20 protein-coding genes are annotated in these 20658 nt (G+C 66.3%); 7 read left to right on the forward strand and 13 right to left on the reverse strand.

What is annotated here, in order from left to right; genetic code table 11:
* Nucleotides 1–5: 5 nt before the first annotated feature.
* The 7 genes from STHERM_RS08885 to STHERM_RS08915 form a co-directional block, all read right to left on the reverse strand.
* The gene (locus STHERM_RS08885) at nt 6–1304 is read right to left on the reverse strand and encodes an NAD(P)/FAD-dependent oxidoreductase (protein ID WP_041623791.1); all 1299 of its coding nucleotides are present in this window, start codon (nt 1302–1304) and stop codon (nt 6–8) included.
* Nucleotides 1305–1345: 41 nt separating this feature from the next.
* Nucleotides 1346–1714 (reverse strand): DUF2335 domain-containing protein, encoded by a 369-nt coding sequence (locus STHERM_RS08890; protein ID WP_013314558.1) that lies wholly within the window; start codon nt 1712–1714, stop codon nt 1346–1348.
* Nucleotides 1704–1901 carry a hypothetical protein gene (locus STHERM_RS08895; RefSeq protein ID WP_013314559.1) on the reverse strand — a complete coding sequence of 66 codons (198 nt, stop codon included), beginning with the start codon at nt 1899–1901 and terminating at the stop codon, nt 1704–1706. Before STHERM_RS08895 ends, STHERM_RS08890 begins: the two co-directional genes overlap by 11 nt.
* A gap of 40 nt (nt 1902–1941) precedes the next feature.
* Nucleotides 1942–4491 (reverse strand): DNA translocase FtsK, encoded by a 2550-nt coding sequence (locus STHERM_RS12730; protein ID WP_013314560.1) that lies wholly within the window; start codon nt 4489–4491, stop codon nt 1942–1944.
* Nucleotides 4492–4555: 64 nt separating this feature from the next.
* The gene (locus tag STHERM_RS08905) at nt 4556–5356 is read right to left on the reverse strand and encodes an undecaprenyl-diphosphate phosphatase (RefSeq protein WP_013314561.1); all 801 of its coding nucleotides are present in this window, start codon (nt 5354–5356) and stop codon (nt 4556–4558) included.
* 11 nt (nt 5357–5367) lie between these two features.
* Nucleotides 5368–7449 carry a flagellar assembly lytic transglycosylase gene (locus STHERM_RS08910; RefSeq protein WP_013314562.1) on the reverse strand — a complete coding sequence of 694 codons (2082 nt, stop codon included), beginning with the start codon at nt 7447–7449 and terminating at the stop codon, nt 5368–5370.
* 11 nt (nt 7450–7460) lie between these two features.
* Nucleotides 7461–8069 (reverse strand): hypothetical protein, encoded by a 609-nt coding sequence (locus STHERM_RS08915; protein WP_013314563.1) that lies wholly within the window; start codon nt 8067–8069, stop codon nt 7461–7463.
* A gap of 392 nt (nt 8070–8461) precedes the next feature.
* On the opposite strand from STHERM_RS08915, the gene STHERM_RS12380 reads away from it, so the two are divergent.
* The 3 genes from STHERM_RS12380 (at nt 8462) to STHERM_RS08925 (ending at nt 10861) form a co-directional block, all read left to right on the forward strand.
* The gene (locus tag STHERM_RS12380) at nt 8462–8872 is read left to right on the forward strand and encodes a transposase (protein WP_237223252.1); all 411 of its coding nucleotides are present in this window, start codon (nt 8462–8464) and stop codon (nt 8870–8872) included.
* Nucleotides 8850–9668 (forward strand): transposase, encoded by an 819-nt coding sequence (locus STHERM_RS12385; protein WP_013314841.1) that lies wholly within the window; start codon nt 8850–8852, stop codon nt 9666–9668. The genes STHERM_RS12380 and STHERM_RS12385 overlap by 23 nt, the downstream gene beginning before the upstream one ends.
* A gap of 374 nt (nt 9669–10042) precedes the next feature.
* Nucleotides 10043–10861, forward strand: coding sequence for a nitrilase-related carbon-nitrogen hydrolase (locus STHERM_RS08925; RefSeq protein WP_013314565.1), 819 nt, complete (start codon nt 10043–10045; stop codon nt 10859–10861).
* Here STHERM_RS08925 and STHERM_RS08930 read toward each other — a convergent pair.
* Nucleotides 10840–11265: a hypothetical protein gene (locus STHERM_RS08930; RefSeq protein WP_013314566.1), complete on the reverse strand. Its 426-nt coding sequence runs from the start codon at nt 11263–11265 to the stop codon at nt 10840–10842. The two genes, STHERM_RS08925 and STHERM_RS08930, sit on opposite strands and share 22 nt — an antisense overlap.
* Nucleotides 11266–11356: 91 nt before the next feature.
* On the opposite strand from STHERM_RS08930, the gene osmF reads away from it, so the two are divergent.
* From osmF to STHERM_RS08950, 4 genes are read left to right on the forward strand one after another with little or no spacing between them, the layout of a single operon-like run.
* Nucleotides 11357–12289: an ABC transporter substrate-binding protein gene (gene osmF / locus STHERM_RS08935; RefSeq protein WP_041623512.1), complete on the forward strand. Its 933-nt coding sequence runs from the start codon at nt 11357–11359 to the stop codon at nt 12287–12289.
* 2 nt (nt 12290–12291) lie between these two features.
* Nucleotides 12292–13419: an ABC transporter permease gene (locus STHERM_RS08940; protein ID WP_013314568.1), complete on the forward strand. Its 1128-nt coding sequence runs from the start codon at nt 12292–12294 to the stop codon at nt 13417–13419.
* A 13-nt stretch (nt 13420–13432) separates the two neighbouring features.
* The gene (locus tag STHERM_RS08945; RefSeq protein WP_237223254.1) at nt 13433–14353 is read left to right on the forward strand and encodes an ABC transporter ATP-binding protein; all 921 of its coding nucleotides are present in this window, start codon (nt 13433–13435) and stop codon (nt 14351–14353) included.
* On the forward strand, nt 14350–15069 hold the full coding sequence (locus STHERM_RS08950; RefSeq protein WP_013314570.1) for an ABC transporter permease: 720 nt from the start codon (nt 14350–14352) through the stop codon (nt 15067–15069). Before STHERM_RS08945 ends, STHERM_RS08950 begins: the two co-directional genes overlap by 4 nt.
* A 116-nt stretch (nt 15070–15185) precedes the next feature.
* Here STHERM_RS08950 and hydF read toward each other — a convergent pair whose 3' ends face one another.
* Genes hydF through STHERM_RS08975 form a run of 5 tightly spaced genes read right to left on the reverse strand, consistent with a single transcriptional unit; the run spans nt 15186 to nt 20573 of the window.
* Complete coding sequence (hydF, locus tag STHERM_RS08955) at nt 15186–16421, reverse strand: [FeFe] hydrogenase H-cluster maturation GTPase HydF (protein WP_041623515.1); 1236 nt, start codon at nt 16419–16421, stop codon at nt 15186–15188.
* 46 nt (nt 16422–16467) lie between these two features.
* Entirely contained in the window at nt 16468–17820 is a 1353-nt protein-coding gene (locus STHERM_RS08960) for a lyase family protein (RefSeq protein WP_041623517.1), read from the reverse strand.
* Nucleotides 17789–18880, reverse strand: coding sequence for a [FeFe] hydrogenase H-cluster radical SAM maturase HydE (gene hydE, locus STHERM_RS08965; protein WP_013314573.1), 1092 nt, complete (start codon nt 18878–18880; stop codon nt 17789–17791). Before hydE ends, STHERM_RS08960 begins: the two co-directional genes overlap by 32 nt.
* 9 nt (nt 18881–18889) lie before the next feature.
* Entirely contained in the window at nt 18890–20302 is a 1413-nt protein-coding gene (gene hydG / locus STHERM_RS08970) for a [FeFe] hydrogenase H-cluster radical SAM maturase HydG (RefSeq protein ID WP_013314574.1), read from the reverse strand.
* 19 nt (nt 20303–20321) lie between these two features.
* Complete coding sequence (locus tag STHERM_RS08975; RefSeq protein WP_013314575.1) at nt 20322–20573, reverse strand: TM1266 family iron-only hydrogenase system putative regulator; 252 nt, start codon at nt 20571–20573, stop codon at nt 20322–20324.
* Nucleotides 20574–20658 lie beyond the last annotated feature (85 nt).

The following is a 20658-nucleotide window of genomic DNA, read 5'->3' on the forward strand; positions in this document are numbered from 1 at the left end:
CCCTCCTAGAGGGTGGGGGTTCGGCCCGTGGCGGCGAGGATGCCGCGGGCGGCGCGGATGCCGCTCGCCCAGGCCGCGGTGATCCCCCTGCTCGTGCCGGCTCCGTCGCCGATGAGGTAGATGCCCGGCTTCACCTGGAAGTACGCATCCATGAACCGAGGTCGGTTCGCATAGAGCTTGATCTCGGGGTAGTACATGATGGTGCTCGGATGGAGCACCCCGGGGCAGATGGTGTCGAGCATCTTCATGGCCCTCCAGATGCTCCTCAGGATCTTGGCCGGCATGGCAAGGCTTATGTCGCCCGGCGTACAGGTGGGAAGGGTGGGAGGAAAGTCGTAGAGGTCTTCATTGAAGGTCTCAGGCCTCGATCGCTTCCCCAGCCTGAAGTCCCCCACCCGCTGCATGAGCGGTCTCCCCCCGCCCAGGAGCACGGCCTGCTGACCGAGCATCTCTGCGTAGAGTTGGCCGCTCGCGAGTGGTTCGGTGAGGGTGATGGTCCTGAGGAGGGCGAAGTTCACGAGCCCGTTCTCCCGGGCGGCCTTGCTGTAGGCATGGCCGTTCACGCTGTAGTACGTGCTCCCGTCGCGGGCGGTGTATCGTTCCTGGACCACGTAGGCCCTGCGGGAGTTCGTGCAGAAGGTGCGGACCTTGTCGGGGAAGAGGAACTTGGGGTCGTAGTAGTCCCTCACGATGGGGTAGTGCTCCTCCTTCATCTCGAGCCTGAGGCCGATATCCACCACGTGATCCACGTACTCCACGCCCAGGCGGTCCATGAGCTCCTGGAGGAACCTGAAGCCCTTTCTCCCCGGGGCCACGATGAGGTGGTCGTAGCCGTACTGTCCACGGTCGGTGATCACCACCTTCCGATCCAGGTCCACATCCACCATCTCCTCGCCGAAGGAGAAGTCGACCCCCTTCTCGGTGAGCTCACCTACGAGGCGCTTGATGAGCTTGATCCCTCCATCGGTACCGAGGTGGGCCTGCCGGATCTCCAGGAGCACCACCCCGAGTTTCTCCGCCCGCCTTCGGTAGGTCTCTATGTTCGCCACCGGGAGACACTGGGGCCTGAGCACCGCCTCCACCTCGGCGAGGTGCGCCTCGGCCGTCTCCCTGTCCCACAGGTCCTCAGGGAAGCCTATGGGATAGGTGAAGTTCATCTTGCAGTCGTTCCTGAGCCCTCCGGTGGAGATGGACTCCTTCTCGAGGATGAGGATCTTCATCTCGGGGGCGTGTTTCACAAGGAAGAAGGCAGCTCCCAGGCCCGCAGGCCCCGAGCCAGTGATCACCACATCGTAGCGCTTCATGGAAGGCATGATAGCAGGAGACGGCAAAGGGGGCTATGCCCTCACTCCTCCCTGCGGGAGCCGAGGAAGGTGGCGACGAGGCTGGTGATGGCGAGGACGGCGGGGGCGATGGCTCCCGCCACCTGATGGAGGAGGACCGAGAGGATCACGGCGCCCAGGCTCACCATGGCGATGAGGAAGGCGAGGATCTGGCCCCACCGGGATGCCTGGATGCTCGCCTCCACGAGCCTTCGCTCGAGCTCCCGCCTGTGATGGGCTTCCTCTTCGGCGAGGGTGAGGATGCGCTCAGCCGCCCCGGGCAGGGTCTTCTCGTACCGGGCGAACTCCGATGCCGGGGGGAGCGGCCCCTCGTAGGTGGCCCGGGCCACCACACCCCTCTCCTCCCTCCCCTGCTGTTCCCTATCGCTCATTTCCTACCTGCTCCATCGCGGTCTTGAGGTCCCCCCCCACCCTCGCCCAGTCACGGGAGAGGGAGGCGCGGTCCCGCTGGGCCCCCCCCGAGGCCCGTACCACCGAGAGCATGGTGCGGCCCGAGAGGTCGAAGAGGGAGAGGTAACCGGCAAGGAGGTGTCGCACCACAGGACCGAATCGCTTCATGGTCCCTATGATACCACCAACCGGGGGAGGGTTCCACCCCCTAGGCCTCCTCGTCCTGATACCCCTGGTACTCCGGAGGCACCTGGAGGATCTCGCGGGGCTTGCTCCCGTTCGCAGGCCCCACGATCCCGAGCTCTTCCATGGCCTCCACCAGCCGGGCCGCCCTGTTGTAGCCTATCTTGAGTCGTCTCTGGAGGTATGAGGCCGAGGCCTTGCCGGTGGAGACCACGATCTGGATGGCGCGCTCGAGGAGGGGGTCCTCGAGGTCACCCTGGAGCGAGGGGTCGTCCTCCTCTTCGTCTATGAAGATCTCGTCGTCCACGTAGTCGGGAGGGCCGAGTTCCTTGAGATAGGCGACCAGGCGTTCCACCTCTTCTTCCGAGACGAAGGCGCCCTGGATACGCACGGGGAAGGGCTGCCACGGCGAGGTGAAGAGCATATCCCCCCTACCGAGGAGCTTCTCGGCGCCCACACTGTCGATGATGATCCGGGAGTCGAACTTGCTGGCCACCATGAAGGCGATGCGGGAAGGGATGTTCGCCTTGATGAGGCCGGTGATCACGTCGATGGAGGGCCGCTGCGTGGCGAGCACCAGGTGGAGTCCCACGGCGCGGGACATGGCCGCGAGCCGGGCGAGGATGGCCTCGAGGTCCTTGCCCGCGGTGGCCATGAGGTCTGCGAACTCGTCGATGATGATGACGACGTAGGGGAGCCGCTCCATGGCGAGGCCCTCGCGCTCCACCTTCTGGTTGTAGGCGCGGATGTCACGGGCGCCCACGGCGTCGAGGAGAGCGTAGCGTCGTTCCATCTCGTAGACGCAGTACTGGAGGGCCTGGAAGGCCCTCTTCGGGTCGGTGACCACGGGCGTGAGGAGGTGGGGGATGTCGTTGTAGAGCTTGAGCTCCACGATCTTGGGGTCGATGAGCATGAGGCGCACCTCGCGGGGAGACCTGCTGTAGAGGATGGAGCAGATGATGGCGTTCACACAGACCGACTTTCCCGAACCGGTGGCGCCTGCGATGAGGAGGTGGGGGGTCTGGGTGAGGTCGACCACCTGGGGTTCGCCGGTGATGTCCTTGCCGAGGACCACCGGGATCCCGTAGCGCGGGTCGGAGAGGTCGGTCTGCTCCAGTATCTCCCTCAGCGAGACGAGTTCCCTGTGCTTGTTGGGCACCTCCACGCCCACGGCGCGCTTGCCGGGAATGGGGGCCACGATGCGGACGCTCTGGGCTGCGAGCCGCAGGGCGATGTTGTCGGCGAGGTTGACGATGCGGGAGAGCTTCACCCCGGGGGCAGGGAGGATCTCGTACATGGTGATGACCGGCCCCCTCCGGATCCCGATGAGCTCGGCCTCGATGCCGAACTCCGAGAGGGTCTCGAGGAGGAGCTCCCCTGCCTTCTTGATCTCCTCCTTGTTGTCGGAGGAGAGCTCGGGATACCGGGCGAGGATCCCCTCTATCGGCACCCGGTAGGGACCTTCGAAGAGATGGGTGGATCGAGGGGGCCCCTCCGCAGGGGGTTCCGGCCGGCTCTGCTCCGTACGCGGAGAGGGGGTCCGGTCTCGAGGCGGGGTGGGATCGGGCGGGGGGGAGGTGCGGAGGGGATCCTCCCCTCCCTCAGCCTCGCGAGGGGGGGCTTCCGGCTCCTCCCGGGTGCCTCGGAGGGGGAGGTAGATGGGCTCCTCCTCGGGAGCAGGGGCCTCCTCCTCCCCGACGACCGGGGGGGCGGGCTGCGCGTGCGCCACGTGCGCTTCCTCCCCGGGCACAGGGGGTTCGGGCATCGCAGGGGGGTCCGGCGGGAGGGGGGCGTCCCCCTCCTCCTCAGAGGAGGCTGCACCATCGGGGCGCACACCCTCGCGCGCCTCCCCCTCCACCCCGGCCTCGGGTGCGGGGGCCTCGAGGAGGAGCACCTCCGACCCCCTCCGTTCGGCCGCAGGACGGGCCGAGGTCTTCACGCGGTCTGCGATCCTTGCGAGCACCGAGTCCTCGGGGAGGATGCGCACCCGCTCCTCCCCCCCTTCGCGCACCCCGCCGTCCGGGGCCGCAGGGGCGGGGGGAGGACCGGCCTCGGGTGCCCGGCGGGGCTGCCCCCCCTGCCCGCCCGGCCCGGCCTGCCCGCTCCCCTCGCCCCACACGGGGAGGTGGCCCCTGAACCAGGGGATGAGGCGGATGATCCCCACCAGGCTCACCATGCCCAGGAGCGTGGTGATGAGGCCGGCGCCCGGCCTGGTGAAGGCCCGTATGAGGGCCCCGGGAAGGAGGGCGTGCACGGCGAAGGGGTCGACCAGGAGCCTGGCTGCGAGGCCGAAGAAGAGGAGCGGGAGGAGGGTGGTCTTGAGCCAGAGGAAGAACCAGAGCGGGAAGGACCGTCGCACGAGGAGGACGCCGACGATACACAGGTAGAGGAAGACCCAGAGCCCGGGAAGGTGGAAGGAGGAGAGGACGAAGGAGACGGGCGGGAAGGGATCGCCGGGCAGTCCTGCGAGCGAGGCTGCCGCGGCGAGGAGTCCTGCGAGGCCGCTTGCGATGAGAAGGCTTCCGAGGGCGGTGCGCACGAGCCGGGCGAACACGATACCTCCTCTGCTCTTCATCGGCAGGTTTCGGGGGCGGGTTTACCGGCCGGACCGCCGGTTCGGTCCCGCATGGGGAAGGCCCTCACAGGAGGATGAGGCCTGCCAGTCCTGCGGGCACCAGGTAGAAGGCGAAGAGCGGGAGCCTGCCGGCCCTCACCACCCGGAGGAGGGTCTTGAGGGCGAGGTATCCCGAGAGGAGGGCGGCCGCCATGCCGACGAGGAGCGAGGGAAGGGGCACCCGGGCGGCGAGCTCGCCTGCATCCGCAAGCTCGAGCACGAGGGCCCCCAGGATCGCAGGGACCGAGAGGAGGAAGGAGAACTCGCCTGCATCGCGCCGGGAGATCCCGAGGTGGAGGGCGGCGCTGATGCTGCTCCCGGATCGGGAGATGCCGGGGAGCACGGCGAGCCCCTGCACCAGGCCCACGAGCAGGCCGTCGGTGAGGCGGATGTGGTGGAGGCCCCGGCCCTCACGGGTGGGGGCGAGGGCGGTGCTCACCAGGAGGAGGGCGGTCACCAAGAGCATGGCTGCGGCGAACCGGGGCCGGCCGAAGAAGGGGAGGTCCTTCACGAGCAGGCCGAGGAGCGCCGTGGCTGCGGTGCCCACCAAGAGGGCGAGGGCGAGCCTCCCCAGGGCCCGGTCGGCCTCCGCCCTGCTGCCCCCAAGGAGGCGCAGGAGTGCGCCGAGGATCTCGAGGATGCGGTGCCAGAAGGCCCCTACCACCACCAGCAGGGTGGCCACGTGGAGGAGCACGTCGAAGAGCAGGGGCACCTCTCCGAGCCCGAAGAGGTGCTGGGCGATCACGAGGTGTCCGGAGCTGGAGATGGGGAGAAACTCGGTGAGGCCCTGGAGGCTCCCCAGGATCACGGCGGTGATGATGTCCACGTCACGACTCCTTACAGCGAGAGTGCCTGCGCCACGTCGGTTCCGGTGAGGCGGAAGAGTTCGTCCCTCACCGATCGGCCGTGGTAGAGGTAGGCGTAGTATACCGAGGAGGCGAGGACCTTGCGAAGGTAGTGGCGCGTCTCAGGGAGGGGGAGGGCCTCTATCCAGAGGAGGGGCGGGAGGTGGGCGTAGGAGGCAGTCCAGGCCCTGGCCCTGGTGGGGCCTGCGTTGTAGGCGGCGAGGGCGTAGATGGGGAGGGAGAAGCGGTCGAGCATGCGCGAGAGGTAGGAGGTGCCCAGGGTGATGTTGTAGGAGGGGTCCTCCAGGTCGCCCGGTTCCATCCTGAGGCGGCGGCGTTCCTCCTCGGCGGTGGCGGGAACAAGCTGCATGAGGCCCACGGCGTGGGCGTGCGAGACGATGGAGGGGGAGAAGAGGCTCTCCTCGCGCATGAGTCCGTAGAGCAGGGACTGGTCGAGGGAGGGGTGGGGAGAAAGGGTGCGAAGGGCGGCCTCCACCTCGTCGAGGAAGGGGCGGGGATAGAGCACAGTGCGGACGAGGTCCTCGGGGAGGGGGATTCCTTCCTCGTGGAGGTCGGCGAGGAGGTGGATGGCCTGGTAGTGGAGGCCGGCGTGGGAGAGGGCGCGGGCGAGGTCGAAGAGGGCGGAGGGTGCGGCAAGGGGAAGAAAGGGGCGGAGGAGGGAGGGAAGGCGGGGGTAGAGGGGACGGAACCGGAGGGCGAGGCGGATGAAGCGGGTGGCGGCAGGGTCGGAGGCGCGGGGGGTGTGCGGGGTGCGGGTGTAGTAGGCGAGGGGCGAGGCGTCGGGGTGGGCGAGGAGGTAGTAGTAGGGGTGGGTCAGGGGCGAGGAGGAGGCCTGTGCGAGGGCCTCCTTGAGGGTGCGCGCCTCGTCGGGGGAAAGGGGAAGGAGGCCGGCAGAGGCGGAGGCGAGGATGGCGGTGGAGAGGAGGGCGCGGTGGGGCGGGGAGAGGATGGGGGCGAGGGCGGTGTAGAGGCGGGGGAGGGTGCGGAACCGGCCGGTGCGTATGAGCTCGGAGACGTACTCGTCGAGCACGGGGGAGAGCTCCTGCGTGCTGTGGAGGAGGGCGGGGAGGCGGGGGGCGAGGGCGAGGGGGGCGTCCCCCCCACGGCGGACGGCGTTCGCAAAGAGGTACCAGGCGGTCCGGGCGCGGAGCGTGGGGGAGGAGGCCTCCTCCCCCACGGTCTCCCACACCTGGTCGGACCGGTCGTAGTCGCCTGCAAAGCGAAAGAGCCTGCCGGCGTAGTCGAGGGCAGAGAGCCGCACCTCCGGTCGCGTCTCGGCCAGCGAAAGGAAGAAGGAGGCGCCCTCCGAGAGGCGGCCCGAGAGCCTGAAGGCGGTGTAGAGGTCTGCGAGCACCGCGGGCGTGGCCCTCCCCCCTCCCTTCAGGTACGCCCGGTACCCCTCCACCGCCTCCCCATACCGCCCCTCCCTCACCGCCCCCACCGCCTCACCCAGCACCCCCCACTCCCCCACCACCCACACCCCCTCCGGCACCTCCCCCGCCCTCACCTCCTCCAGCACCCTCTCCCGCTCCCCAACCGCCCACAGCGCCCACGCCCGCGCCCTCCCCTCCCCCTCCTCGGCCACCCGCTCCAGCACCTCCCTCTCACCCCCTCCCCGCCGTGCCCACACCTCCACCAGCCTCGCCACAGCCTCCCCCCGCAGCTCTGCGTACCCCACCCCCCTCCTCGCCCACTCCTCCACCCCCGCAAGATCCCCTCGCCCGTACGCATCCTCCATCAGCCACCCGACGGCCCCCACCCGCGCAGGCACCGACCCGCTCTCCGCCGCCACCTCCATACACACCCTCGCCTCCTCCCGCAACCCCATCCCCTCGTACACCAGCCCCAGGAAGAACGCCGCCCCCTCCTCCTCACGCTCCGCCCCCCGGGCGAGCACCCCCGCCTCCCGCCCCTCGAGCACCTCCACCCTCCCCTCCTCGAGCCCGTCGAGCACCCCCACCACCCCGTCCTCCACCCCACCCTCCGAGGCACAGGCCCACACCAACACCACCCCCAGCGCTGCGACGCACAGGGAGACCCGCACCATCGACATCGAGACCACTCCTATCGTCTCAGGGACACACCGAGAAGTCCCGCCCACCCCGCCGCCATCCGCAGCCCCTCACCCAGCGATCCCTCGAGCCGGGGAAGCGGCTCGGGCTGGAGGAGGAACCGATACACCAGATACGCACCGCCAAGCGCCACCCCCAGTCCCAGGAGCACCCCTGCCACCAGGAGCAGCCACCACCCCGCCGACCGCCGCGGCCGCTCCTCCTCCCACTCGCTGAAGACATCCTCGTCCAGATCCCCCTGCCGCCTCATCTCTTCCTCGAGCGCCTCCCGCTCCTCGAGAGAGAGGAGATCGAGATCGGGGAGCGCGTACTCCTCCTCGATGAGCGAGAGGTTCACGTTCAGGTGCTGCTGGCGGTCGCCCGACCGCGCACGCGCCACCAGCCGCCCATCCCGGACGAGCACATCCACCACCACCTCCCCCTCCGCCTCGATGAAGAGCGAACCCACGTGGAGCTCCTTCTGATCATCCCGCATGAGGAGCCGCACCTCGACCTGGCGCTGGCCCTCGTGCGCCGGCTCGAGCACCACCCGCTTCGCCCCACCGCTCCTCTCATCCACCAGGGGGAAGAACCGTCTGTCCGCAAGCGCTATGCCCACCATGTACCTCTAGAGTAAAACCCACACACGCGATTTGTCAATGACAAAGATCCTTGCGCTGCGGACAAAGAAATACTGAGCCTTTTGCGCTGTTTTCACGCAACGATAGGTAAAGGAATTACAAGCGGGTGGGGATTTATGTTACCCCAAAAACACGGTCCACAGGTGCGATAGAAGGGGAAAAAGAGGTCGGAGTTGAAAAAGTGACCCCAAAAAAGAGGGCCCCCCGGTTTTTCCATGATAGAATCATGGTAGCAAAAGACCGACGGAGGGGCCCATGGCACGTATAGCACAGAAATCACTTTTTTGCTGGCACGATGTAGAAGAATTGGGGGATTTACATCGGCTTCGGCTGGTGTTGGAGAACCTGCCGGATGAGGAACTGATGCAGCAGCTTGAACAGAGGCGAGGGAGAGGGCCGGAATGAGTATCCGGTACGGGCGATGTGGAACTCGCTCGTTGCGGGGATCGTGTTTCAGCACCCGAGCATCGAGCAGCTACGCCGGGAGCTCTTGCGGAACGGGCAGTTGAGGGACCTGTGTGGATTTGATCCTACCCGGGGAAGCGATGCGGTACCCAGTGCCAGCGCGTACAGCCGGTTTCTTTCCACCTTGAGGAAGCGGACGATCCGAACGGCACTGGTGAAGGTGTGTACAGCCCTGGTGGATCAGTGCTACCGGGAGCTGCCTGGATTCGGGCGGCGGCTGGGAGCCGATGGGAAGGGGATAGCAAGTGTTGCCCGTCGAAGGGGGAAGGGTGCCGGAGACCGGCGAGGGGAGCACGATGCGGACTGGGGGGTGTCATGAGTATGTGTATCAGAATGAACGGGGGGAGGTGCAGAAGTCGGTAAAGAAATGGTTTGGGTTTACGGTGCACCTCCTTGCGGATACAGAGTATGAACTGCCGGTGGCCTTTACGGTGAGTCGGGCCTCAAAGCACGAGGTGCCGGTGATGCGAAAGCTGATTCGGTCCCTGGATCGCCATCGGCCGCATATACTCAAGGCGGCAGAAGTGTTCACGGCCGACCGGGGCTATGATGATGGCACGTTGATAGATCTGTTGTGGCACGAGCACCGGATCAAACCGGTCATCGATATTCGTAATGCATGGAAAGATGGAGAGGAGACGAAGCTGGTGGCAGGGACACCGAACGTGGTGTATGACTACCAGGGGACGGTGAGTTGTGTCTGTATGGCCACGGGGACGCAGCGGGAGATGGCCTACCGGGGGTTTGAAGAAAAGCGGGGAACGTTGAAGTACGGCTGTCCTGCGGTGCACTATGGGTATGAGTGTGCAGGCAAAGCCTCCTGTCCCCTGGCCTCCTGTATCCGGATCCCCCTCTCCACGGACCGCAGAGTCTTCACGCCTATCGCCCGATCTTCGTATCGGTGGAAGCGGGAGTATGCCAAGCGAACGGCCTTGGAGCGGATCCACAGCCGGCTGGATCGAAGCTTTAGCCTGGAACTCCACACGATCCGGGGGCAGGAGAAACTCTCGGTTCACCTTACGCTGGTGTTCTCTGTCATGAGTGCCCTTGCCCTGGGACGAGTGCGAGAGAACCAGCCGAACCAGATGCGCTCCCTGGTCAGGCCTGCGGCCTAACGAGCGGTCTTACCGAAACCGATCCCCAGCATCCACTTTCCCTTGAGGAATCCTGAGGGCAGGTGTGTCCGGTTTGAATACAGAACCGCCGTGCTGGAGAGAACGCGAGTGAACCATCGTGCATATTGTACCGTTCTGAGCACTATTCCGGATAAGAATACGGTAACGGTGACACCCTAAGCAGGCATTACAGAGCCTTGTCGCCCAGGATTCCCGTTGGCTTACTAAAAAAAGCAGTACAGCCCAAAAGGCTCCTACTATATAGCACTTTTCTTTCCGGCCTGATCGTCGTATAATGAACGATTGTCGGCACGGGGCCTCGACGGGGCCACCGGGATGACCATACAGCACACAGCTCTTTTAAGGAGGAAAACATGAACGTAGGCTACCTCCAGTTCGCCCCTCTCTTCGGCGAGCCGGAGAAGAACCTGGAAGCCATCCGTGAACACATACTCGGCCACCTCCAGGGCGGCGGCACGAAACCCGATCTCCTCGTCCTTCCCGAGCTCGCCCTCTCCGGCTATCTCTTCCTCTCACAGGACGAAGTGGTACGAACGGCCGAACCCGTGGATACCGGCCCCTGCATCGAGGCCCTCTCCCGGCTCGCACAGGAGACAGGGATCCACCTCGCCCTCGGCTTCGCCGAAGAGGAGATGGGCAGGTACTACAACAGCGCGGTCCTCCTCACCCCTGAGGGAAGACGCTTCCTCTATCGGAAGATGCACCTCTTCGCCGAGGAAAAGCACTTCTTCTCTCCGGGCAACCTCGGGTTCCCGGTCTTCACCATACAGGGAGTACGCGTGGCCCTCCTCGTGTGCTTCGACCACATGTTCCCCGAAGCGGCCCGCACGGTGGCCCTTCAGGGGGCACACGTGGTGTGCCACCCCTCCAACCTCGTGCTCCCCGAGTACGGCCAGCTCACCACCCGGGTCCGGGCCATCGAGAACCGCATCTTCTGGATCCTCGCCAACCGCATCGGCGTGGAGGAGCGAGGCGGGAAGCGCCTCAGGTACACCGGGAGGAGCCACATCATCTCCCCCACAGGGACCATCCTCGCCCAGGCGCCCGAGGAGGAACCGGCCCTCCACGTGGTGGAGATAGACCCCAAGGAGGCCGAGGACAAGCACGTGACCCCCCAGAACCACCTCTTCCACGAGAGACGGCTCGACTACTACATCCTCTTCTCGGCCTGAGTCCTCCGTCCCCCTCTCGATGACTCCATCCGCTCCACGATGAACCGCACGAGCTGGGGCTCGAGCCGGGTGCTCGCCTCGAGGAAGCGGGCGAGCACCTCGTCGGTCCGGAACTCACCGTCGGGCATGAGCACAGGACTCTGCTTTATGCTGAACGGCACGTCCCCCCCGTCGACCCGCATGTGGCTCCACCCCCCCGCGGCCTGCCACGTGAAGGCCCGCTCGTCGCCCTGCCTGTCGTAACAGAGCTGGAAGCCCACGATCCTCTCCACCGTGGGAGGACCATCGTCGCGGTACCACACGATGAGATCGAAGTACTCGTCCTGGAACCAGCGCCTGAAGACCCCCGGCTCCTGACGCACGTGTCGTATCTCCCGGAGCATACCTCTACCAGCATACCGCACATCATCCTCCCCCGCAACGGTTTCCTTGCCTTTTCCCCCCATCGTGACTACACTATGTATGTACGCACGACACACTATTCAGGGGGTTGTTTTGAGGAAATTCGTTCTCCTGTTTCTCTCCGTATTTCTTATCTTTTCGCTCGTCATCTCCTGCGCAAAGAAGCAGGAAGAGACCAGGGGCCCGATCACCGTGGCATCGAAGATAGACACCGAAGGAGCCCTCCTGGGCACCATGATCGTCATCCTCCTCGAAGAGCACGGCTTCGCGGTGGAAAACAAGGTCCAGCTCGGTCCCACGGACATCGTACGCAAGGCCATCATAAACGGCCAGATCGACATCTATCCCGAGTACACAGGCAACGGCGGGTTCTTCTATCCCGAAGCCCCGCGGGACGTGTGGAAGGACAGGATCGAGGCCTACCGGACCGTGAGAGATCTGGACTACGAGACCCACCGCCTCGTCTGGCTCGAGCCCGCACCTGCCAACAACACCTGGGCGATCGCGGTGCGGAAGGACCTCGCAGGGGGTTCTCTCTCCACCCTGGAGGATCTCGCCCGCTACATCGAACAGGGTGGCGAGTTCAAGATCGCGGTCTCGGAGGAGTTCGTCTCCCGCCCGGACGCCCTCCCCGCCTTCGAAGAGGCCTACGGATTCACCCTCGCAAAATCGCAGATGCTCGTGCTCTCGGGAGGCAATACCGCCACCACCGAACGTGCAGCCGCAGAGGGGACCGACGGGGTGAACGCAGCCATGGCCTACGGAACCGACGGGCAGCTCGCCGCGCTCGGGCTCGTGGTCCTCGAGGACAACCTCGGGGTACAACCGGTCTACGAACCGGCCCCGGTGGTGAGAGAAGAGGTGCTCAAGACGTATCCCGAGATCGAGGAGATCCTCGAACCTGTGTTCAAGAGCCTCACCCTCACCACGCTCCAGTCGCTCAACGCACGGATCGCCGTGGAGGGAGAGGATCCGGCCGTGGTGGCACGGGAGTACCTCGTTCGGAAGGGATTCATCTCCGACTGAGTATGGAAAGGGAACGCATACTCCTCATGGGAGGAGGGGCTGCGACATGTCTCGGTCTCCTCCTCCCCTTTGCATGGGCCGTCCCGAACAGGGTGGCCCCCGGTGTGCCGGTACGGCTCGACCCCCTTTCCACCCTCGTCCTCCTCGGATCGCTCGGTGTGGTGCTCCTTCTGGAATGGAAGGAACGAGCTCCCCGCCTCCGCCCTTTGCTCGCCGGTCTCTCCATCCTCGTCCCCTGGATCCTCCTCGCCGTCCTTGCCCGCCTCCACGCCCCTTCCCCACCCGCCCGCATCAACCCCGGTACGGGCTTCTTCGCCTATGAGGCAGCCGGCATCGTCCTCCTCGCGAGGGCCCGGTACAGCGGTGCCCTCCAGACACGGAAGTGGGGAACGGCCCTCGCCCTCCTCGGCATGGTGGCACTCCTCCTCTCAGGGGCCCTCGACGGCCTGGGAGTGATGCGTGAGTTCGCCACCAGGAGGCGTGTGTTCCTCCAGGAGACCGCTGCACACCTCAGCCTCTCGGGCGCGGGCATCCTCATCGCCACCCTTGCAGGCATCCCCCTCGGGATCCTCGCGCATAAGAACAAGAAGGCGGGTGGAGTCGTGTTCTCCTTCACCGGGGGGATCCAGACCATCCCGAGCCTCGCCCTCTTCGGCCTCCTCATCGCCCCACTCGCGGCCCTCTCCGAGGCCGTCCCGGTCCTGAGGGACGTGGGAATCAGCGGTCTGGGGAACACCCCTGCACTCATCGCCCTCTCCCTCTACGCCCTCCTCCCCATCGTGCGCACCACCGCGGCCGGGCTCTCGCTCCTCGAAAAGGGGTTGCTCGAGGCGGCCCGGGGCATGGGGCTCTCCCCCCTCCAGCGTCTCTTCTGGGTGGAGATCCCCGTCTCCCTCCCCGTGATCCTCGCCGGCCTCCGTACCGCCTCGGTACAGGTGGTGGGGACCACCACGGTGGCCGCCCTCATAGGGGCCGGGGGGTTCGGGCGCTTCATCTTCCAGGGGCTGGGCCAGTCGGCCTACGACCTCATCGCCCTGGGGGTGCTCCCCACCGTCCTCCTCTCCCTGGGGGTCGACCGTGCGTGGGCCCTGGTCATCACATGCTTCAAGGAAAGGACGAGCCGTGTTTGAGTGTCGGAATCTCGTGAAACGATTCGGAGAAACGGTGGCCCTCGATGGCACTTCCTTCAGCATACCGGAAGGCCGGCTCACCGTGCTCATCGGCCCCTCGGGGTGCGGCAAGTCCACCACGCTCCGCATCCTCAACCGCCTCATAGAGCCGGACGGGGGAGAAGTCCTCTACCGGGGGCGCCCCCTCTCCTCATACGATCCGGTGGAGCTCAGACGTTCCATGGGATACGTGATCCAGCACATCGGCCTCTTCCCCCACTGGACCGTGGAACGGAACATCTGCACGGTACCCCGGCTCCTGGGGTGGCCCCCCGAGCAGCAGAGGGCCCGGGCCCTCGAGCTCCTCGAGATGGTGGGACTCCCTCCCGAGGAGTACGCCCGGAAGATGCCTCACCAGCTCTCAGGGGGAGAGGCCCAGCGGGTGGGGGTGGCCCGGGCCCTTGCGGCCGATCCACCGGTGATCCTCATGGACGAACCCTTCGGTGCGGCCGATCCCCTCACCCGCTCCCGCCTCCAGGAGGAGTTCCTCGCGATCCAACGACGTCTCAGGAAGACCGTGGTCTTCGTGACCCACGACATGGGAGAGGCCATCCGCCTGGGAGACAGGATCATCCTCATGCGGGAAGGCCGCGTGGTGAGGGAAGCGGCCACCGAGGATCTCGTGCGCTCGGGCGACGGGTTCGTGAAGACCTTCCTGGGCTCGGAGAGCGTGCTCCTCCTCCTCGAGTGTCATACGATGGAGGAAATCGCACGCCCTGCACCCTCCACGATCCCAGAAGAACTGCCCCGTGTTCCCGGTGCTGCCACGGTGAAGGAGGGGCTTTCCCTTCTCCTGGAGAGCGGGGCTCCGATGCTCGCGGTGGAGGAGCATGGCGGGATCCTGGGTATCGCAGGACTCAAGGAGATCCAGGCGCTCGTCCGGAGGGGCAGATGAGGCGACGTCTCGCGAGGACGATAAGGACAGGAGTGATCCTCACGCTCCTCGTCCTGCTCACCCGGGAGGACATCCTCGAAGGGGTCTTGCGTCTGCTGGGATTCCAAGGGGAAATCCTCGTCTATGAACGCGAGTCCATGGGGGTACTCCTCCTCCAGCACGTGGTGATGGTGCTCGTCTCGAGCGCGGTCGCGGCGGCCTTCGGCCTGGGGGTGGGGATCCTCGTGACGAGACCCCGGTTCTCCTACCTGCTCGAGGGGGTGCAGTCGGTGGTGGCGGGGATACAGACCATCCCTCCGGTGGCGGTCATCACCTTTGCGGTACCTGCCCTTGGGTTTGGATTCGCCCCCGCAGTGGCGGCCCTCTTCCTCTACGGGATGCTCCCTCCGCTCAACAACACCATCGCAGGCATGCGTGCGGTGGACCCCTCGGTAAAGGAAGCGGCGCGGGGCATGGGCATGGAGCCCGGAGGTATCCTCAGGGAGGTGGAGCTGCCGCTCGCCTGGCCGGTGATCCTCGCAGGGCTCCGCACGAGTGTGGTGATCAACGTGGGAACGGCCACGCTGGGAGCCGTGGTGGGGGCAGGCGGGCTGGGCGTGGTGATCATCGCAGGGCTGGTCAGGGACAACCCGGCCCTCATCCTCTCGGGGGCTCTCCTCTCGGCCCTCCTCGCCTTTGCAGCGGATGGGATCTTCAGCCTGTGGGAAGAGGCATAGGCCCGGAACCGGATCGCACCCTCGGGCACCGGTCACCACGGGAGGGCGCCACACTCCGTCTTCTTTTCCGGGCCCGATCCGGAAGGAGGACTCGGACGGCGGCGTGAGGATCCCTCCTAGATCCTCGTCTCCACCCCGCCTCCCACCTCGGTGCAGTAGAGCTCGTACTCGTAGGGGAAGGGCTCGAGTGCCCGGGGGAGGAGGCCGTGGGCCCAGGCGAGGAAGAGCCCGTAGTTGGTCACCGGCACCCCGGCCTCGGCGAGGCGGTCGAGGCGGGCGAGCACGGCGCGGCGGGTGACCATGCATCCCCCACAGTGGATCACGAGGCCGTAGGGCGAGAGGTCCTCGGGGAGCTCGCGGGCGTGGTCGAAGGGTACGGCGGGGTCCACGAGCTGGTGGAAGAGGCGGGGTATCTTCACGGTGGCGATGTCGTCAGGTTGCCGGTGGTGGGAGCAGGCCTCCACCACCAGGACGCGCTTCCCCTCGGGGAAGGCGGTGAGGGCGGCAAGGCCTCTCACGTACCGGGCGAGGTCGCCCTTCTTTCGCGCAAAGAGGATGGAGAACGAGGTGAGGGGCTGGTCGGGCGGGATGTCGGCGGCCACCTTGTGGAAGGCCTGGCTGTCGGTGATGACGAGGCGAGGGCGGTGGGGGAGCCGGGGGAAGAAGAGCGAGAGCTCCCGCTCCTTCACCACCAGGGCGGCGCAGTCCCGGTCGAGGGCGTCGCGCAGGGTCTCCACCTGGGGGAGGATGAGACGGCCCTTGGGGGCTGCGAGGTCGATGGGCACCACCAGGACGAGGAGGTCGCCCTCCCGGACGAGGCCCTCGAGCGGGGTGGGCTCGGGGGCTAGGGAGGCCACCAGGTGCACGAGCCTGGAGGTGAGGGTGCGGACGCCCTCACGGGAGGGGCTTGCCACCCGGACGTGGGGAAGGGAGGCGAGCCAGGCCTCCTTGGCGGGATCGGGGGCCTGGTCTGCAAAGCTCGCCGCCACCAGGTAAGGGATCCCCCGCCGCCGCACCTCCTCCAGGAGCCGGTCCTCGAGCGGGTGCGGGGGGCGGGTGAGGGGGGTCACCAGGAGGGCGATGTCCGCCTGGGCGAGGGCCTTCTTCGCCCGCTCGATCCGGATCGAGCCGAGCGGCCCCTCGTCGTCGAGGCCCGCGGTATCGGTGAAGGCCACGGGACCTGCGCCGATGAGCTCATAGGCCCGGGTGACGGGGTCGGTGGTGGTCCCGGGCTGATCCGAGACGATGGCCACCTCCTTCTCGAAGATGGCGTTCATGAGGCTCGACTTGCCTGCGTTTCTCAGGCCAAAGAGCACGATGCGCGTCCGTTCGGCAAGGGGGGTGGTGGTCACAAGTCCCTCCTTAGGAGAAGGTCGTGCGGGATGCATCCCCTTCCTCTCACCGCACCCTCCTCACGAACGAGGTGGCCCGACCGGGATCGAGGGCCGCCCGCACCTCGACCTCCTCGAGGTCGGTGTGATCTACCACAAACCTCACGAGCTCATCCATACTCGAGAACGGCTCGGGGTGGAGTCGGTAGAGCTCCTTCACCCCATGGTAGCCGAGGAGGGGGAGAAGGGCGTTGAGCAGGGTGTGCGAGGCGAGGAGGTGGGCATGGATGCGATCCTCCCGCACCTCGAGGGCGGGGAGGAGCCTCTCGGTGAGGGTCTCAAGGGCCGTCCCCACCATGGTGAAGGCCTGGAGGAGGTGGTGGAGGATGAAGGGAAGGTAGGGGTTGAGCTGGAGCTGCCCCTGCTGCGAGAGGGTGCTCACCGCATCGCAGGCGTGCTGGGCGCTGAAGGCGAGGCCGCGGGCGTACTCGAGGAACACGGGATTGGTCTTGGCCGCCATGATGGTACTCCCTGCCTGGACCTCGGGATGTCCGAGCTCTCCCAGGAACGAGGAGGTGTAGAGGAGGAGGTCGCCGGTGAGCTTTACGAGGTTCTCGGCCACCTGGCGTATCCCGTGGGCGAGCTCCGACCACTTGTCCTGGTGGGCCACCTCGTCCGGCAGGTTCTGGCTCCGGGCCAGGGGAAGCCCGGTGATCCGCCTGAGGGCCTCCTCTGCCGCGAACACCACCATGGCCGGGGCCGGGAAACCGGTGCCCACGGCCGTGCCGCCGAGGGGGACGGTCCGGATGCGCTCCTTTATCTTGTGGAGCCGCCACCTGTCACGCTCGAACATCCCGGCCCACGAACCAAAGACCTGGCCCAGGGTGATGGGGAGGGCGTCCTGGAGCTCGGTCCGCCCCACCATGAGGATGTGGGCGTACCGGCCTTCCCGCTCGGCGAGGGCCGCCTGAAGCCGTATCACCTGCTGCTCCAGGTGGAGGAGCCGCCAGTAGAGCACGATGGTGACCGCGGTGGGGAAGGTGTCGTTGGTGGACTGGTAGCGGTTCACGTCATCCAGGGCGTCCACCCGTTCGGGACACCCCTCCTCCTCGAGGAGCTCGTTGGCACGGGCCGCGATCACCTCGTTGACGTTCATGTTGATGCTCGTACCCGCACCTCCCTGAAACAGGGGAAGGGGGAACTGGTCGTCGAGGCCTCCGGACTTCACCTCCTCCACCGCGCGGGAGAGGGACTTCCACACGGGAGGGGACCAGCGCTGCTCCACCTCCTGGATCGCAGAGAGGACCGCCTGCTTCACCTCGGCATAGGCTCCGATCAGCTCACGCGGGAGGCCTCCCTCGCCGAAGTTGGAGAGGGCCTTCCTGGTCTCAGGCCCTATGTACTTCCGCACGTCTTCCATGGTGCCTCCAGAGGTACTGGCGTGAGGCCCCTCGCTCCCACTCGATCCGCTTGCCCACCGTGGCCACGCGCATGGTGAGGCAGCCCACGCAGTGGAATCCGTCCTCATCGAGACAGATCTTTCCGGGATAGAGTAGGTAGTCCTTCTTGTGTGCGACCGGGGTGATGTTGGGCATGAGGACGTTCCCGCCCGCGGCGAGCATCTTTTCCCTCCCGTCCGGCTCGAGGGTGCCGGCCGCGGTGGTGCCGGGGAGGTTGGCGCCGGGGAGGAGGAGCCTAAGGATGGCGACCGCCCGGATGGTCCGCTCGAGCGGGACCTGGGGGGCATGGGCAAGGGGGGTCTCCGGGTGGGGGATGAAGGGGCCTATCCCCACCATGTCGAGATCGAGGCGCCGGCAGAGGAGGAGATTCTCCCACATGGTCTCCTCGGTCTCGCCAGGAAGCCCCACCATGAACCCTGAGCCCACCTCGTAGTCCAGGTCGCGCAGGTGGTGCAGCCCCTCGAGCCTCCGATCCAGGTCCATCCCGCGCAGCCTGCGGTGGAGGACCGGGTCTGCGGTCTCAAACCGCATGAGGTAGCGGTCGGCCCCGGCCTCGCGGAGCAGGCGGTAGTCCTCACGGCTCATGAGCCCGCAGCTCAGGGTCACCGCCGCCTCGCCCCGGGTCTCCTGCTTCACCCTCTCCACCAGGCGGGCGAGGCGTTCGGCGGGCCAGGCAGGATCCTCGCCGCTTTGGAGGACAAACGTGCGAAACCCCCGGGCAAAGGCCTCCCGCACTACGGCGAGGATCACCTCCTCGTCGAGGCGGTAGCGGCGGACCTTCCGGTTGCTCCTGCGGATGCCACAGTAGAGGCAATCCTTCCTGCAGTAGTTCGAGAACTCGAGGAGGCCCCGCAGGTACACCCCGTCGCCGTGGACGCGACGGCACACGCGGTCGGCCTCCTTCACCAGCAGGGGAAGGGGCATCCGCCACCACTCCTCCACCGCCTTTCGCGCCTCGGCCTCGGTCGCATGGGGGGGGATTGCGACGGCCAGCCCGCTCCCTTCCTCCACCATCCTCATCTTCCCTCCTTATAGATAGACGTCGCGCTCACCCTGCGCCACCTTCTCGAGCCCTTCCCATGTGCGGTCCTTCCTGTGCGCGGGCACCTCCTCCCGCACGAGGCGTTCGATGAGCGCATTCCCCCTCCGACGCACGTCCTCCGAGGCGAAATCCTCCAGGTACTCCTTGAAGGTGAAGAGGGCGTTCGGGAGACAGAAGGCCTTGATGAGCCCGGGCTTGGCAAGGTCCATGAAGTCCACCCCTACCCTGCCCTTCCGGTAGCACCCCGTGCAGAAGGAAGGGATGTAGCCCTGATCGATGAGGCAGGAGATCACCTCCTCGAGGGAGCGGTGATCGCCCAGGGAGAACTGGGCGCCCGAGTCGGGGTGGTCGTGGTCGTCGTAGGCGCCGGGGTTGGTGCGAGAGCCTGCCGAGATCTGGCTCACCCCGTAGTGGAAGAGCTCGTTCCGCAGTTCCTCCCGTTCCCTCGTGGTGAGAATGATGCCGGTGTAGGGCAGGGAGAGCCTGATGACGGCCACCAGCTTCTTGAAGTCCTCGTCGTTCACGGGGTGCGGCACACGATACGAGAGCGGCGCCCCCTCCGCAGGCTCGATCCTGGGCACACTCACGGTGTGCGGCCCACACCCGAAGGCCTCCTCGAGGTGCCGGGCGTGCTCGAGGAGGGCGAGCACCTCGAAGCGGTAGTCGGCAAGGCCGAAGAGTGCCCCAATCCCCACATCGTCGATCCCGGCCTCCATGGCCCTGTCCATCACCAGGAGCCGCCACTCGTAATCGGACTTGGGACCCGAGGGGTGGTACTTCTTGTAGAGCACGGGATCGTAGGTCTCCTGGAAACAGGTGTAGGTCCCGATGTGCTCGGCCTTGAGCCGCCTGAACCCCTCCACATCGAGGGGGGCGATCTCCACGTTGATCCGACGGATGTTGTGCGGGCCCACCCTCACCCGGTAGGCCGCCCTGAGGCCCTCGATGAAGTAGTCGAGCGGGCTCTCCTCGGACTCGCCGGTGAGCATGAGGAGGCGCTTGTGCCCCTGTCTGAGAAGGGCGGCCACCTCGTGTTCCACCTCGGGAATCGAGAGCACCACCCGCTTGAGACGCGTGTTGGCCTTCCTGAATCCGCAGTAGACGCAGTTGTTGTCGCAGGCATTGGCGATGTAGAGCGGGGCAAAGAGCACGAGCCGCCTGCCGTAGATCTCCTGCTTCACGATCCGGGAGGCCTCCATCATCATCCGTATGCCCTCGTGGTCCTCCACCAGGAGGAGCTCGGCCGCCTCCTCGAGTGAGAGCCCTTCGAGGAGCAAGGCCTTGTTGAGGATCTCCTGGAGCCGGCTCCGCGAAGGAGGCCGCTCCTGGAGCATGGAGTAGAGCTTGTCCCTGTCGATGAACACCTTTTCCACCAGGGATGCCGATCGTACTGGGTTCATACACACCTCCGGGTCTTTCTCACTCCCGGAAGTCTGTGAGGTGGGACTTCACCTTGAGGCCGGGTATCCTCCCGAGCTTTCCGGTGAGCGCCCCCAGGTCATCCGTCGTCCCCTCCACGATGAGGGCGATGACGTGCACCCCCTTCTCGCGGAGGGGAAGTCCCATTCTCCCCAGGATGAGGGGCGCGTACTCCGAGAGCAGGGTGTTCACCCGCTGGATGTGGGAACGATCGTGGATGAGCAGGGAGACCACACCGAGACGCCTCTCCATCAGGGAACCCCCTCTGGATCAGATCCTCACAGACTCCTCGAGAAGACGCCGCACCGTACCGGCCGGGGCCTTCTCTTAGAGAAGA

Source organism: Spirochaeta thermophila DSM 6192 (assembly GCF_000147075.1).
Lineage (GTDB): Bacteria > Spirochaetota > Spirochaetia > Winmispirales > Winmispiraceae > Winmispira > Winmispira thermophila_A.

Excerpts from the sequence above, each read along its gene's own strand:
- STHERM_RS08885 (WP_041623791.1), bottom strand. The coding sequence starts at position 1,304 with ATGAAGCGCTACGATGTGGTGATCACTGGCTCGGGGCCTGCGGGCCTG.
- STHERM_RS08890 (WP_013314558.1), bottom strand. The coding sequence starts at position 1,714 with ATGAGCGATAGGGAACAGCAGGGGAGGGAGGAGAGGGGTGTGGTGGCC.
- STHERM_RS08895 (WP_013314559.1), bottom strand. The coding sequence starts at position 1,901 with ATGAAGCGATTCGGTCCTGTGGTGCGACACCTCCTTGCCGGTTACCTC.
- STHERM_RS12730 (WP_013314560.1), bottom strand. The coding sequence starts at position 4,491 with ATGAAGAGCAGAGGAGGTATCGTGTTCGCCCGGCTCGTGCGCACCGCC.
- STHERM_RS08910 (WP_013314562.1), bottom strand. The coding sequence starts at position 7,449 with ATGTCGATGGTGCGGGTCTCCCTGTGCGTCGCAGCGCTGGGGGTGGTG.
- STHERM_RS08915 (WP_013314563.1), bottom strand. The coding sequence starts at position 8,069 with ATGGTGGGCATAGCGCTTGCGGACAGACGGTTCTTCCCCCTGGTGGAT.
- STHERM_RS12385 (WP_013314841.1), top strand. The coding sequence starts at position 8,850 with ATGCGGACTGGGGGGTGTCATGAGTATGTGTATCAGAATGAACGGGGG.
- STHERM_RS08925 (WP_013314565.1), top strand. The coding sequence starts at position 10,043 with ATGAACGTAGGCTACCTCCAGTTCGCCCCTCTCTTCGGCGAGCCGGAG.
- STHERM_RS08940 (WP_013314568.1), top strand. The coding sequence starts at position 12,292 with ATGGAAAGGGAACGCATACTCCTCATGGGAGGAGGGGCTGCGACATGT.
- STHERM_RS08950 (WP_013314570.1), top strand. The coding sequence starts at position 14,350 with ATGAGGCGACGTCTCGCGAGGACGATAAGGACAGGAGTGATCCTCACG.
- STHERM_RS08960 (WP_041623517.1), bottom strand. The coding sequence starts at position 17,820 with ATGGAAGACGTGCGGAAGTACATAGGGCCTGAGACCAGGAAGGCCCTC.
- hydE (WP_013314573.1), bottom strand. The coding sequence starts at position 18,880 with ATGAGGATGGTGGAGGAAGGGAGCGGGCTGGCCGTCGCAATCCCCCCC.
- hydG (WP_013314574.1), bottom strand. The coding sequence starts at position 20,302 with ATGAACCCAGTACGATCGGCATCCCTGGTGGAAAAGGTGTTCATCGAC.
- STHERM_RS08975 (WP_013314575.1), bottom strand. The coding sequence starts at position 20,573 with ATGGAGAGGCGTCTCGGTGTGGTCTCCCTGCTCATCCACGATCGTTCC.